The organism is Amycolatopsis sp. SID8362, from assembly GCF_010550475.1.
GTDB lineage: Bacteria > Actinomycetota > Actinomycetes > Mycobacteriales > Pseudonocardiaceae > Amycolatopsis > Amycolatopsis eburnea.
On the sequence record NZ_JAAGNB010000301.1, the window covers coordinates 1 to 13,021 of the forward strand.

Consider the following 13,021-nt stretch of genomic DNA (forward strand, 5'->3'; position numbering starts at 1 on the left):
TCGTTCGCCCGGGCTTCGTCGCCGGCGCCGATCGCGGCGCGGAGGCCGTCGACCAGTTCGTCGACCAGGTCCCAGCGAGACGGGCGCAACTGCGCGTCGCGGGCCTGGTGCAGGACTTCGGCGAGGTCGACCGCGTCGAGCAGCGGGGTGAAGCCGTGGAGCTGGGCGACCAGGTCGCGGGCCACCTCCGCCGGGCCGCGGGCGCCGAGGCGGACGTAGCGCAGGTTGCCGACGTAGCCCGGCAGGCCGGCCGCCTCCGTGCCGGAAGTCAGGACCGGGATGACCCGGCGGTCCTGGCCGAGCGTCCGGTGCAGGAACAGCTCGACCTCCGCCGCCTGCCAGCGGCTCACCTTGCCGTCGACGACCAGGCACAGGTGGCGGGCGTCGTCCTCGGCCCGGGACAGCAGGGAACGGTCGCCCGACAAGGACTTCACCACCCGGACGTTCAGCTTCTTGAGCTCCTCGACCAGCTCGGCGGCCGGCCCCACCGAAGACCTCGGGATGCTGACCCGCAGTTCGTGCTTGAACTCCTGGTGGCTCGCGCGCACCGCCGCCACGTACGCGTCCCGGTTCTCGGCCAGCAGGTCGGTGCGGTCGAGGCGGCAGGCGATCACCGCCGCGACCGTCTCCAGCGCGAACCCGATCTGGTCCGCGCTCGGTGTCTTCTCCGACAGCACCGGCAGCTGTTCGCCGAAACTCCAGTACGAGACGTAGGGCAGCGTGAGGTGCCGCGACATCGTCTCCAGCGCGACACCCTGGTCGAGCCACGTCCGGTAAAGCTCGGCCGTCTCGCCGACGACGATCTTCCGCCACTCTTCCGACCGGCCGTATTCCTCCCGGTTGTCGAAGCGCGACAGGATCGGCAGGACGGTCAGCCGGGACCGGTCGAACGGCAGCAGGTTCCGCGCCTTGTCCGCCCGATCGGCGAGGTCCAGCGCGCCGCGGATGCTCTGCCGGTTCGCCGTGAACAGCACCACGAGGTGGTCCGGCAGGTGCGCGGTGCAGATGCTCCCGATGTCGGAGATCCCGGTGCGGCTGTCGATGAGCACGAAGTCGTAGTCGTTCGTCCACTGCTCCCGGCACTTCTCGAGGTACTCGCCGAACCCCTCGTCGTAGAGCTCGTCCCAGTCGATCGCCTGGACTTGGGCGACGTACCCGGGCCCCTCGCTCCCGGCCGCGATGAAGTCGAGCACGCGGGCACCCCGCAGTCGCATGACGTGCGCGTTCGGGGCGAACCGGCCGGCCCGGAAGTCCGCGACGAGATCCACCACTCCGCCGCGGGGCCTGCCCGGCAGCTGCGGCCGGAAGTAGTCGCCGAGCCCCGGCGCTTCGAGGTCCCAGTCCAGGCAGAGCACCCGGTGGCCCCAGCGGGCCAGGAGCACGGCGATGTTGGCCAGCGTGAAGCTGCGGCCGACGCCGCCCTTGTAGGAGTAGAAGGTGAACACCGAACCCGGCATCCGTCAGAACCTCGGCATCCGCGCCGGCTTCGGCGGCTCGGGGGCCGGCGTGAGCACCGGCCAGTCCGCCCGCCAATCCGGCGCTCGTTCGATGAGTTCTTCGAGCTCCTTGGCGATCTCTGCGATCTTGTGGTTGAACTCGAGGTACGCCGGCGTCAGCTGGAAGTGCTCGAAGGGGTGGTTCCACTGCTGCAGGTCGCGCATCCGCCGCTCGTGGGCCCAGTCCGGGAAGTTCCGTGAGTCGCAGAAGATCACCGGGTAGATCAGCGGCCCGGTGGTGAGCTCCTCCCGCTTCGCCATCGAGTACCACTCGGCGAGGCACCACTCGTCCCGGAAGTACTTGGGCGAACACACCGGGACCAGCACCCGCGTGTGCTGCAACGCCGTGCGCCATTCGACCGGCCAGCTCGTACCCGTGGGCACCTGGTCGTCGCAGAATATCCGCGCGTCGCGGTAGAGATTGTTGTCGAGGACTTCCGCGAGCCGGGGGTGGAAATGGTTTTTAACCCACGCGGAAATGTCCCGGCCGGTGCGTTGGTAGCTGATGAACACGTCGTACTCGTACACGCGTGCCTTCGCTCCTTCGCCGCTCCCCACCAGGCAACGGCCATCCTAGGCCGCGGCCGAGCAGCCGGGAAAGGCGGGAAACTGGACAGAATGATGCCAATAGCTGGCCACCACTGGACAATCTCGACGGCCCACTCGAAAGCCTTGACAAACACGGAATCGGCGCATCATCGTTTTCCCGGTGACCGACCGTGAAGCACCCCGGGTGTTCGTCACCTACTCGCACGACAGCCCGGAACACAAGGAACTCGTGCACGAGTTCGCGTCGTTCTTGCGCACTGCCATCGGGTTGGACGTGCACCTGGACCTCTGGTACGACAACGTGCGCCGGGACTGGTCGCTGTGGGCCACCGAAAACCTCGCCAAGGCGGACTTCATCCTCGTCATCGCGTCACCCGCCTACAAGGAGCGCGCCGACGGCACCGCGATGCCGCACGAAGGCCGCGGATCCCAGTTCGAGGCGGCGATCATCCGTGACAACCTGACCCGGGACCTGCGCCGCGAGACCGAGCGCGTGCTGCCCGTCGTCCTGCCGGGCCGCTCGATCGACGAGATCCCGGCCTTCCTCAACGCCCACTCGACGACGCGCTACCCCGTCGTCGAATTCACCGAAGCCGGGGTTGCCGACCTCGTCGCCGCGATCACCGGGCAGGGCCAGTACCCGATGCCCCGCCGCGGGACCTGGCTCGGTGGAACCCGCGAAGCACGCGAGGTACCGGCGGGCGAGCTGCCGTGGCTGTGCGCCAGCAACGGCGTGCGCCGCGGGCCGGCGTCGATCGGCGGCACCCGTTTCGAAGAGAGCATCGTGCTGCGGCCGACGTCGCCGACCGCCACCGGAACCGGGTTCGTCGAGCTCGAGCTGGGCGGGAACTACCAGCGGTTCAGCACCGTCGCCGGGGTTCCCGACGACGCCGCCGACAAGTTCCAGGTCGGCCGGGTCCGCGTGGTGCTCGACGGCACCCCGCGCGCCCAGCACGACGTCGCGGCCGGGAAGCCGGCCACGATCGACTTGGACGTGACCGGCGCACGCCTGCTGCGGGTGGAGATGTCCCGGCCGGGCGCGTCGGCGTCCCCGTTCGGCTCGACGGCCTTCGTCGTCCGGCGCGGTGGCCGGCCGCCCGAGCTGGCGCTCGGCGATCCGACCATGACCTAGCCGCTCACGGGGTGATGACCACCTTCAACGCCGAGTTGGCGAGCACCTCGTACGCTTCCGTCAGCTCACCGAACGTGAAGCGGTGGGTGCCCATGCGCTCGGCCGGGATGCGGCCCGACGCCACCATCTCACGCCGATGTTCGCGATGCGGCCGCCCGGGCGGACCAGGGACGCCGCCGTGCGGAGGGTTTCCGGGTAGCCGACCGCCTCAATGGCCACGTCGACGCCGAGGCCGTCGGTCAAGCCCATGACGTCCGCCCGCGTGTCCGGGCCGGCTTCGAGGGCGTCGGTCGCGCCGAACTCCAGTGCCTTCTCGAGGCGGAACTTGTTGGAGTCCACGGCGATCACCTTCGACGCGCCCCACAGGCCGGTCGTCAGGATCGCGGCCGGCCCGACCGCGCCCGCGCCGACCACGGCCACCGCGTCGCCCGGGCGGACGCGGCCGGCCAGGACGCCGACCTCGTAGCCCGTCGGCAGCGAGTCCGCCAGGAAGATCGCCTGCTCGTCGGCGACCTCCGGCGGCACCGCGTACAACGACGTGTCCGCGTACGGCACCCGGACGTGCTCTGCCTGCGTGCCGTCGATGAGGTGACCGAAGATCCAGCCGATCCCGCCGACGGTCCGGCAGTGCGACGGCATCCCGCGTCCGCAGTACTCGCAGCGCCCGCACTGGGTGATCGCGAGCACCAGCACCCGGTCCCCGACGGCGAACGCGCGCACGGCGTCCCCGACCGCGGTCACCGTCCCGATGGCTTCGTGCCCGAGGATCCGCCCGTCGGTGACCGCGGCGACGTCGCCCTCCAGGATGTGCAGGTCCGTACCGCAGATGGTGGTGGTGTCGACGCGCACGACCACGTCGGTCGGCTCGCCGATGGCGGCGTCCGGGACGTCTTCCCAGGCCTCCGTCGGCCGCCCGGCTCCGGTGGCCGGGTACGGCCGGGTTCGACGCTAGGGCCGGGAAAGTGGCTCGGCTGTCGCGATTTGAGACCGAGGGTGTGCGGGTCACTCACACGGCCATCTGCCAGCCACGTTGTGCAATGCCGCTGCGCCGTTGGCGCGTTTGTCGTTCGGCATCGGCGTGAACGCCGCTGACACGCGCCTCGGCAATCGTTCACCGTGAACGAATGGCTGATTCGCTCGAGCACCTGGCCGGGCGGCTGCTGATCCAGTGCCGGCCCGCCGACGCCGAGGTGGCGCTCGCGATTTCGCAGGAACACGAAACCGGAGTCGTGCTGACCGCGACAGCGCCGGAAGCCACCGTTCGCCGGCTCCGCGACCGCGGGTTCGACGGCCCGATCCTCTGCGACGCCGGCCGGTATTCCGGCAAGAACCGCACTTCCGCTGGCCGCGGTACGCACCCTGCGTGGTGCCGCCGCCAGCGCGACCTCGGCCTGATCCCGCTGACGGACTCGGGCTACCTGGCCCCTCGCAACCTGATCGGGCTCCGTACGATCCTGCTCGCGGCCACCCGGGATCCCGAGCCCGCCGTCGCTGTGTTGCCGTTGGCCGCGAGGTGGTTCGCCACACCGGCGGTCTGCGACGCCCTTGTCCGTGAGATCAACGCCTTCGGCGCACCGGTCGCGGTCGTTCTCGAGCACGCCAATGACCCTTTCGGCACGCAGTACGTCTTGCGCGGGTTCCTGCGCCTGCTGGCCAAGGCCACGGTCCGGGTCATCCTGCTGCGCTCCGACGTCTCCGCCGTCGGTGTCCTTTGCCACGGCGCGCACGCCGCCGCGGTGGGGACCATCAGCGCCCTCCGCCACCTGTATCCGGTCATGACACGACCTGGCGCACCCCGGCCGGCAGTCTCGGCCTTCGTCACCCGGCTACTCGGCTACCACCGGCTCGAAACCTGCGAACGCCTCTTCGCGGCCACACCCGACATCGCCCACTTCTGGGCGTGCCCGTGCCCTGCCTGCGAAGGGCGGAATCCCGACCGGCTGCAGGAAGCCGCCATGCCGGGCGCGGCCGCCTTCCGGCACTCGCTGCACTGCCTGTTCGCGCTCAAAGCCGAGCTGTTCCGCGGTTCCCGCACGCGCGAGCAGCTCGTCAGCGCCTGGCACGAAGCGTGCAGTCACGCGCTCTTCGTCCACGGTGAGCTGGCGGAGACCATGGAGCGCTGGACCACACCGGCGAACCTCCGCAGCTGGTACGCGGTCACCGACGATCCCCTGCCGCGCGCCGGCATTCCGCGGCAGCTCAGCCGGGACCCAGCAACGCGATCGACGCCCGCACCGCCACCTCGGTGACGTCCCCAGCGCTCCCGCCGTCCTCCACCGTCGTCGCGATCAGCTCCCGCAGCCCGCCCAGCAGGATGATCGCCACCTGTCGCGACGGTGGGCTGATTCCCGCCGCGCGCAACGACGGTGTGTCCGTCAAGCGCTGCGTCATCGCGATGAACCCCTCCATCGCGTCGCGCTGCAGGTCCCGGGCCGCGGCGCCCAACGCGGGGACGTCGCGGATCCAGCTCAGGGTGATCGCCGGTTCCGACTCCGCGCAGGCGATCCACGACTCGATCGCCTGGCGGACCTGGAGAGCCCACGGCGCACCAGGGTCCACCGCGTCGGAGATCTGCTCGATCATCGCGCGGTTCGCGTCGGCCAGCAGCGCGATCAGGCACTCCTCGCGGCTCGCAAAGTGCTCGTAGAAGGTCCGGCGGGAAGTGCGGGCGCGGCGGACGACGTCGGCCACCGTCGTGTCGCGGAAGCCGGTTTCGGTGATCGACTCGGCCAGGCCGTCCAGCAGGCGCTGGCGGTGCCGGCGGGTGTCGACGTCCACGGCAGTCACCCCTTCCTCTTGAAACCGGATGGTACACCGGCGTACCGTACCGACGGTACGTTCGCGTACCACCTTTCCGGGAGGGTCGATGACGACCATGACAAGCGCGGTGGCGCTGCCGCCGGGACCGAGCGTGCCCCGCGCCGTCCAGGGCGCCTACGCGCTCACCCAACCGCTGCGGGGCATGCGGCGGCTCAAGGAACGCTACGGCGACGCCTTCACGGTGAACGTGCCGATCTTCGGCAACGCCGTCGTGCTCGCCGATCCCGCCGAAATCAAGCAGCTGTTCACGTCCGGGCCCGACCTCGTCGACAACCTCGAAGTCAACCTCGGCCGCGTCCTCGGGCCGCGGTCGCTGTTCGCCCTCTCCGGCGACGAGCACAAGCGGCAGCGCAAGCTCCTGGTGCCGCCCTTCCACGGCCGCCGGCTCGCCGCCTACGAACGGATCGTCGAAGCGGAAACCGTCCGCGAACTCGCGAGCTGGCCGGACGGGAAAGAGTTCGCCACGCTGCCGTCGATGATGCGGATCACCCTGAACGCCATTCTCCGCGCGGTGTTCGGCGCGGAAGGCGCCGAATTCGCGGAGCTGCGCGAACTGCTCCCGCCGTTCGTCACCCTCGGTTCGCGGCTGGCCGTCCTGCCGATCACGAAGAAGGGCCGCTTCAACCCGTGGCGCCGCTTCGAACGGATGCGCCGGGACTACGACGCGATCGTCGACCGGCTGATCGCCAAGGCCCGCCCGGACGGCGACGACGTCCTCGCGATGATGCTGCAGACCCGCTACGACGACGGCTCCGGCCTGACCCGCGACGAGATCGCCGACCAGCTCCTCACCCTGCTCACCGCCGGGCACGAGACGACCGCGACCACGCTGGCCTGGGCCGTCGAACGCCTGCGCCGCCACCCCGCGATCCTGCGCGAGCTCGGCGAAAGCGACGGCCTCCTCGACGCGACGATCCTCGAGGTCCAGCGCAGCCGCCCGGTCATCGACCTGACCGCCCGGCAGGTCAAGCAGGACGGCTTCCGGCTGGGCCGGTGGACGCTGCCCAAGGGGTACAACGTGCTGGTCAGCATCGCGCTGGTGCACGACGACGACGCCGTGTTCCCGCACGCGGCCACCTTCGACCCGCACCGCTTCGACGGCGCGCGGCCGGACCTCTACCAGTGGATCCCGTTCGGCGGCGGCACCCGCCGCTGCCTCGGCGCCGCGTTCGCCACCATGGAGATGACCGTCGTGCTACGTACGCTGCTGCGGGACTTCACGCTGGTCCCGACGAGCGAGCCCGGCGAACGCTGGCACTCGAGGGGCGTGGCCTACGCCCCCGCCAAGGGCGGCCGCGCGGTCGTGCGCCGCCGGACCGGAGGAGAGCAGTGACCGAACAGATCGCCGACGCCGGCCGGGGGATTTCCCTGGCGTACGAACGGATCGGGGACTCCGGCGCCGACCCGCTGGTCCTCGTCGCCGGCCTCGGCCAGCAGCTGCACAGCTGGCCCGACGCCTTCTGCGCGCAGCTCGCCGGGCGCGGGTTCGAGGTCATCCGGTTCGACAACCGCGACGCCGGGCGCTCGACGCACCCGCGCTTCCGGCCGCCGAGCCTGCTCGGCATGCTCGCGGGCCGGTTCCCCGCGCAGCAGTACGACCTCCTGGACATGGCGGCCGACACCATCGGCCTGTTCGACGCGCTGGACCTCGAGACCGCGCACATCGCGGGTGTGTCGATGGGCGGCATGATCTCCCAGACGGTCGCGGCGCGGTACCCGGACCGGATCCGCACGCTGACGTCGATCATGTCGACGACCGGGTCGCGCCTGCTGGGCCGTCCCGCGCTCTCGACGTTGCGGATGATGGGCGCGAAGCCGCCGAAGTCGCGCGAAGAGGCCGTCGAAAGCGCGGTCCGGATGTTCCGGCACATCGGCTCGCACGGCTTCCCGTTCGACGAAGCGTGGGTCCGGGAACTGGCCGGCACGGGGTGGGACCGCGACCCGACGTCCGGTGGCGTCGGCCGTCAGCTCGCCGCGATCATGAAGTCCGGCAACCGGACCGCGCTGCTGCGGAACATCACCGCGCCGACGCTGGTGATCCACGGCGACCGCGACCGGATGGTCCACCCGACCGGTGGAGGCGCGACCGCCCGCGCGATCCGCGGCGCCCGCCTCGAAACCGTCCCCGGCATGGGCCACGACCTGCCCGAAGGCGCGTGGCCGACCATCCTCGACCTCATCGACAAGCACGCGAGGAGCAGCGATGTCACGGCCCCGTAGCATCACTGGCCGCCCGGTGGTCATCACCGGAGCGGCTTCCGGGATCGGCCGCGCGCTGGCCACCCGGCTGTCCCGGCTCGGCTCTCCGGTCGCGTTGGCCGACGTCGACGAAGACGGCCTCAAGGCCACGGCCGCCGCCCTCCACGGCCGCGTCCTGACGCGCGTGCTCGACGTCCGAGACGCCGAAGACCAGCTCCGTTTCGCCGCGGAAGTCAAGGACTGGACCCCGGCGCCCCTGGCCGCGGTGTTCAACAACGCCGGCGTCGCCGTCACGTCCACGGTTCTCGACGCCGTCATCGAGGACGACGACTGGCTGCACGACATCAACTTCCACGGCGTCGTCCACGGCACGCGCGCGTTCCTGCCCATCCTCGTCGAGCAGGGCGAAGGCGCGATCGTGAACACCTCCAGCGTGTTCGGCCTGCTCGGGATGCCCCACCAGAGCGCGTACTGCGCGGCCAAGTTCGCCGTGCGCGGATTCACCGAGTCGCTGCGGCAGGAGCTGCACGGCTCCGCCGTCCGCGCGATCACCGTGCACCCCGGCGGCATCACGACCAACATCGCGCGCAACGCCCGCGTCCGGCGCGACCCCACCGGGCTGGGCCGCAGCCGCGAAGAGATGGCCGCGCAGTTCGAGGCCATGACCATGACGTCGCCGGACAAGGCGGCGGCGATCATCCACGCCGGCGTCGACCGCGGGAAGGCCCGCATCCTCGTCGGCCCGGACGCCTACCTGTTCGACGCGCTCGCCCGCATCACCCCCACCCACTACAACGCCGTGCTGGCCCGCGTGATGCGGCGCCCGCGGCGGACGGAGGCCCGCCGATGACCGAGCACGTCGAAGTCCTGATCGTCGGCGCGGGCCTGTCCGGCGTCGGCGCGGCCCACCACCTGCGCACGGCGTTCCCGCGCAAGACGTACGCGATCCTCGAGGCGCGCGACGCCATCGGCGGCACCTGGGACCTGTTCCGCTACCCCGGCGTCCGGTCCGATTCGGACATGCAGACCCTCGGCTACCGGTTCCGGCCGTGGACCGACGCCAAGGCCATCGCGGACGGCCCGTCGATCCTGAAGTACGTCCGCGACACCGCGGCCGACGCCGGGATCGACCGGCACATCCGGTTCGGGCACAAGGTCGTCCGCGCCGAATGGTCCACAGAGGACGCACTGTGGACGGTCGAGGCGGTGCACGACGGGAAGCCCGTGGAGTTCACCGCGAAGTTCCTGTACCTGTGCAGCGGCTACTACGACTACGCGGGCGGCCACACCCCGGAGTTCCCCGGCATCGAGGACTTCGGCGGCACCGTGGTGCACCCGCAGCAGTGGCCCGAGGACCTGGACTACACCGGCAAGAAGGTCGTCGTGATCGGCAGCGGCGCGACCGCCGTGACGCTCGTGCCGGCGATGACCGACCGCGCCGAGCACGTGACGATGCTGCAGCGCTCCCCCACCTACATCCTTTCGCTGCCGTCGGAGGACGCGCTGGCCAACCGGCTGCGCGCCCTGCTCGGCCCGCGGCTGGCGTACCCGATCGCGCGCTGGAAGAACGTCGCCGTCAGCACGCTCATCTACCAGCTCAGCCGGCGCCGCCCCGGCGTGGTCAAGGCGATGATCCGCAAGGCCGCGATGAAGCAGCTGCCGCCGGGCTACGCCGTCGACACCCACTTCAAGCCGCGCTACCAGCCCTGGGACCAGCGGCTCTGCCTGGTGCCGGACGGCGACCTGTTCCGCTCGATCAAGCGCGGCGACGCCTCGATCGTCACCGACCGGATCGCGTCCTTCACCAAGACCGGGATCCGGCTCGAATCGGGCGGCGAACTCGACGCGGACATCGTGGTCAGCGCCACCGGGCTGAAGCTGCTGGCCTTCGGCGGCATCGACCTGGTCGTCGACGGCGAGCCGGTGAAGCTGCCGGAAACCATGGCGTACAAGGGAATGATGCTCAGCGGCGTGCCGAACTTCGTCTTCACGATCGGGTACACGAACGCATCCTGGACGCTCAAGGCCGACCTCGTGGGCGAGTACTTCGTCCGGCTGCTGCGCCACCTCGACCGCCACGGGTACGACCGGGCCGTGCCGGTCAACGACGACCCGGCGGTCACCGAGCGGCCGCTGCTGGACTTCGACGCCGGGTACGTGCTGCGGTCGATCGACGAGTTCCCGAAGGCGGGCTCGCGGGCGCCGTGGCAGCTGGGCATGAGCTACGCGCACGACGTCGTCAAGCTCCGGCACGGCAAGATCGACGACGGCGCGCTGCGGTTCTCGCGACGGGAGGCGGGAGCGGGCAGACTGGGCGCATGACGCTCGGAACCGCGCCCGCCCGGGGCCGCTGACATGCACTCCGCGGGACTGGTGCTGCACCCCCGCCGCGACTCTGCGGCCGCCGTCGAGGCCGTGCTGGGCTGGGCGGGCAACCGGGGCATCGAGATCCTCGGCATCGAGGACGAGATCGTCCGGCTGGATTGCGCCGCGATCGGCGTGACGCCCGAAGAACTCGGGCGCCGCGCCGACCTCGTGGTCAGCCTCGGCGGCGACGGCACGATGCTGCGGGCCATGCGGCTGGCCGACGGGCAGCGCGCGCCGGTGCTCGGGGTGAACCTCGGCAAGCTCGGCTTCCTCGCCGAGGTCGACGTCCCGGACCTGCCCGGCGCGCTCTCGGCGATCGACGACCACCAGTTCACGGTCGAGCCGCGGCTGGCCGTGGACTCGGTGCTCGGCGGGCGGCGGATCACGGCGTTCAACGACATCGCGGTGGTGCGCGTGCCCGGCGACGGCAGCGCGGTGGTCGCGGTCCGCGTCGGCGGCCAGCCGTTCGTCAGCTACTCGGCGGACGCGGTGGTCGTGGCGACCCCGACCGGCTCGACGGCGTACAGCTTTTCCGCCGGTGGGCCGATCACCAGCCCGTCGGTGGAAGCGCTGCTCGTCACGCCCGCCGCGCCGCACTCGGCGTACAGCCGGGGCGTGGTGCTCTCGGTGCACGACGAGGTGACCCTGGAGCTGCTGCCGACCAGCGGACGGCTCGCGGTGGAGGTCGACGGCCAGGTCGAGGGGTACGTCTCCCCCGGCGACCGGCTCGACCTGAGTGCCCGGCCGAGCGCGGCGCGAGTAGTCCGGCTCGGGATGACGACGTTCTACCAGCGCGCCCGGCGCAAGCTGCGGCTCACGGACTCGGCGGAGATCCCGGACGGCGGCGAGCACTGAGGTCTGCGTCACATCCGGGGCGTGTCTTCGATGGTCACGGAATGGTCACGGGTAGCGTCCGCGACTTCGCCTGAACCAGCCGAGCCGTCCCGGAGTGTTTTCACGCATGCTGTGCCCTTCACCTGCCCGTCCGTCCCTGCGCGCCCGGCTGCTCGTCCCCGGGGCACTGGCCGCCTTCGCGGGTGCCGTCGTACTCCTGGCCGTGCTGCACCTCGACCGGCGCGTGGCGTCGCTCGACCCGGTCAGCACGATGCTCAGCGACTACGCGCTCAGCCCGGGCCGCTGGCTGTGGGACGGCGCGCTGCTGCTGACCAGCACGGGCTCGGCGTTGCTGCTGGTCGCCCTCTACCGCCGCGGCCTGCTGGCGAACCCGGCGCTGGTGGCGGCGAAGGCGCTGTGGTGCGTGAGCCTGCTGGCGGTGGCGGTGTTCGCGAAGGATCCGCAGGGTGGCGCGATCACGGCGACGGGCAAGATCCACCTCTACGCCTCGGCGGTGACGTGCCTGAGCCTGCCGGTCGTCGGCTGGGCACTGGGCCGCCGCCACCGCGACGACCCCCGCTGGCGCCGCTTCGCCGCCTGGTCCCGGCGGCTGGCGCTGGCCGCGATCCCGTTCTACCTGCCGTTCATCGTCCCGTTCGCGGTGAACGTCGTGCTGGGCGGGCACCTGCCGACGGTGGCGACCGGCCTGGTCGAGCGGTTGATGATGGTGCTGGAGATCGCGCTGCTCGCGGTGCTCGGGCACTGGGCGCACCGGGCCATGCGCCCGGCCGGCTTCCGCGTTTAGGTCTCAGTCCGGCTGTTCCCGGGTCCGGTGCAGCAGCCAGTCGCGCTCGGTCCGGATCAGCGCGTACCGCACCGACGACGTCCGCCCGTGCAGGGTGAACAGGATCCGCTTGGGCGTCCGGTCGTGCTCCTCCCACCAGCCGGTGTCGGCGATCGTCTTCGTCTCGTCCTCGTAGCCGAGGTGGTCGAGCGCGTGATCGGGCACGGCGACCGCGAGCCGGTTGCCGGTCGCGTCCGGCGGGAGGCCGCGGGGCACGGCCCAGGACCGCAGCACGCCTTTTTCCTCGAGGCGGAGGTCGAAGTGGTGCCGCGGCCGCCAGTGCTCGTGCAGCACGAAAGCCGGTCGCTCGGTCACGCCTCCACGATGCCAGAAGCTCCGTCGTGCTAAGTTCGTCCGCAGATCTGGTTTGCCAAATAAACCAGTTACGAATCTGGGGAGATCACGTGACCGACTTGCCACCGGCCGCCTTGCTCGACGAGATGACGCGGCTGCGCGCGCGGGCCCGGGCCGACCGCCACGCCTACGTGCCGCCGCTGCTGCTGTTCGGGGTGCTCGTGCTGGCGGCACCGCTGTGGGCCGACGGCGGGCCGCCGCGGTTCGGGGTCGCCGGGGTCTGGTTCGGGACGCCGTTGCAGCTGTACTGGCTGGTCGTGATCGTCGGCGGGTTCCTGGCCACCGCGGCCTGGTACCTCCACCGGGGGCGCCGCAGCGGGGTCCGTACGCCGATCCGGGGTTACCTCGCGATCGGGCTGCTCGGCGTGCTCGCGATCTCGTTCGGGCTGCCGGTGGTGGAGTCGTTCGCCTACCGGGTCGAACGCT

General features: G+C 71.2%; 14 protein-coding genes. 9 read left to right on the forward strand and 5 right to left on the reverse strand.

Going from position 1 to position 13,021, the window contains the following annotated elements:
• Positions 1–1,457: ParA family protein (locus G3I65_RS10180; RefSeq protein ID WP_160695876.1), on the reverse strand; the 1,457-nt coding region annotated here is incomplete at its 3' end.
• 3 nt (positions 1,458–1,460) lie between these two features.
• Positions 1,461–2,024 (reverse strand): toll/interleukin-1 receptor domain-containing protein, encoded by a 564-nt coding sequence (locus G3I65_RS10185; RefSeq protein WP_160695877.1) that lies wholly within the window; start codon positions 2,022–2,024, stop codon positions 1,461–1,463.
• Positions 2,025–2,205: 181 nt separating this feature from the next.
• Between G3I65_RS10185 and G3I65_RS58765 the strand changes: the two genes are divergently transcribed.
• Positions 2,206–3,177 (forward strand): SEFIR domain-containing protein, encoded by a 972-nt coding sequence (locus G3I65_RS58765; protein ID WP_160695878.1) that lies wholly within the window; start codon positions 2,206–2,208, stop codon positions 3,175–3,177.
• A 60-nt stretch (positions 3,178–3,237) separates the two neighbouring features.
• Here G3I65_RS58765 and G3I65_RS10195 read toward each other — a convergent pair whose 3' ends face one another.
• The gene (locus G3I65_RS10195) at positions 3,238–4,026 is read right to left on the reverse strand and encodes an alcohol dehydrogenase catalytic domain-containing protein (RefSeq protein ID WP_309235371.1); all 789 of its coding nucleotides are present in this window, start codon (positions 4,024–4,026) and stop codon (positions 3,238–3,240) included.
• A gap of 275 nt (positions 4,027–4,301) precedes the next feature.
• Here G3I65_RS10195 and G3I65_RS10200 point away from each other — a divergent pair, with 275 nt between their 5' ends.
• Positions 4,302–5,426: a hypothetical protein gene (locus tag G3I65_RS10200; RefSeq protein ID WP_160695879.1), complete on the forward strand. Its 1,125-nt coding sequence runs from the start codon at positions 4,302–4,304 to the stop codon at positions 5,424–5,426.
• On the opposite strand, the gene G3I65_RS10205 is transcribed toward G3I65_RS10200, so the two are convergent.
• Positions 5,377–5,964 (reverse strand): TetR/AcrR family transcriptional regulator, encoded by a 588-nt coding sequence (locus G3I65_RS10205; protein WP_160695880.1) that lies wholly within the window; start codon positions 5,962–5,964, stop codon positions 5,377–5,379. The two genes, G3I65_RS10200 and G3I65_RS10205, sit on opposite strands and share 50 nt — an antisense overlap.
• 79 nt (positions 5,965–6,043) lie before the next feature.
• Here G3I65_RS10205 and G3I65_RS10210 point away from each other — a divergent pair, with 79 nt between their 5' ends.
• From G3I65_RS10210 to G3I65_RS10235, 6 genes are all read left to right on the forward strand, one after another.
• Positions 6,044–7,330 (forward strand): cytochrome P450, encoded by a 1,287-nt coding sequence (locus G3I65_RS10210; protein WP_160695881.1) that lies wholly within the window; start codon positions 6,044–6,046, stop codon positions 7,328–7,330.
• A complete protein-coding gene (locus G3I65_RS10215; protein WP_160695882.1) occupies positions 7,327–8,217 on the forward strand; it encodes an alpha/beta fold hydrolase in 891 nt (296 codons plus the stop codon). The genes G3I65_RS10210 and G3I65_RS10215 overlap by 4 nt, the downstream gene beginning before the upstream one ends.
• Positions 8,201–9,046 carry an SDR family oxidoreductase gene (locus tag G3I65_RS10220; RefSeq protein ID WP_160695883.1) on the forward strand — a complete coding sequence of 282 codons (846 nt, stop codon included), beginning with the start codon at positions 8,201–8,203 and terminating at the stop codon, positions 9,044–9,046. The genes G3I65_RS10215 and G3I65_RS10220 overlap by 17 nt, the downstream gene beginning before the upstream one ends.
• Positions 9,043–10,518 (forward strand): NAD(P)/FAD-dependent oxidoreductase, encoded by a 1,476-nt coding sequence (locus G3I65_RS10225; protein ID WP_160695884.1) that lies wholly within the window; start codon positions 9,043–9,045, stop codon positions 10,516–10,518. The genes G3I65_RS10220 and G3I65_RS10225 overlap by 4 nt, the downstream gene beginning before the upstream one ends.
• Positions 10,519–10,551: 33 nt before the next feature.
• Positions 10,552–11,418 (forward strand): NAD(+)/NADH kinase, encoded by an 867-nt coding sequence (locus G3I65_RS10230; RefSeq protein ID WP_160695885.1) that lies wholly within the window; start codon positions 10,552–10,554, stop codon positions 11,416–11,418.
• A gap of 106 nt (positions 11,419–11,524) precedes the next feature.
• Complete coding sequence (locus G3I65_RS10235) at positions 11,525–12,202, forward strand: DUF998 domain-containing protein (protein WP_160695886.1); 678 nt, start codon at positions 11,525–11,527, stop codon at positions 12,200–12,202.
• 3 nt (positions 12,203–12,205) lie between these two features.
• Here the strand turns inward: G3I65_RS10235 and G3I65_RS10240 are convergent, their stop codons facing one another.
• Positions 12,206–12,556, reverse strand: a complete 351-nt coding sequence (locus G3I65_RS10240) for a DNA polymerase ligase N-terminal domain-containing protein (protein ID WP_160695887.1) — start codon at positions 12,554–12,556, stop codon at positions 12,206–12,208.
• Positions 12,557–12,645: 89 nt separating this feature from the next.
• On the opposite strand from G3I65_RS10240, the gene G3I65_RS10245 reads away from it, so the two are divergent.
• Positions 12,646–13,021: hypothetical protein (locus G3I65_RS10245; RefSeq protein ID WP_203612337.1), on the forward strand; the 376-nt coding region annotated here is incomplete at its 3' end.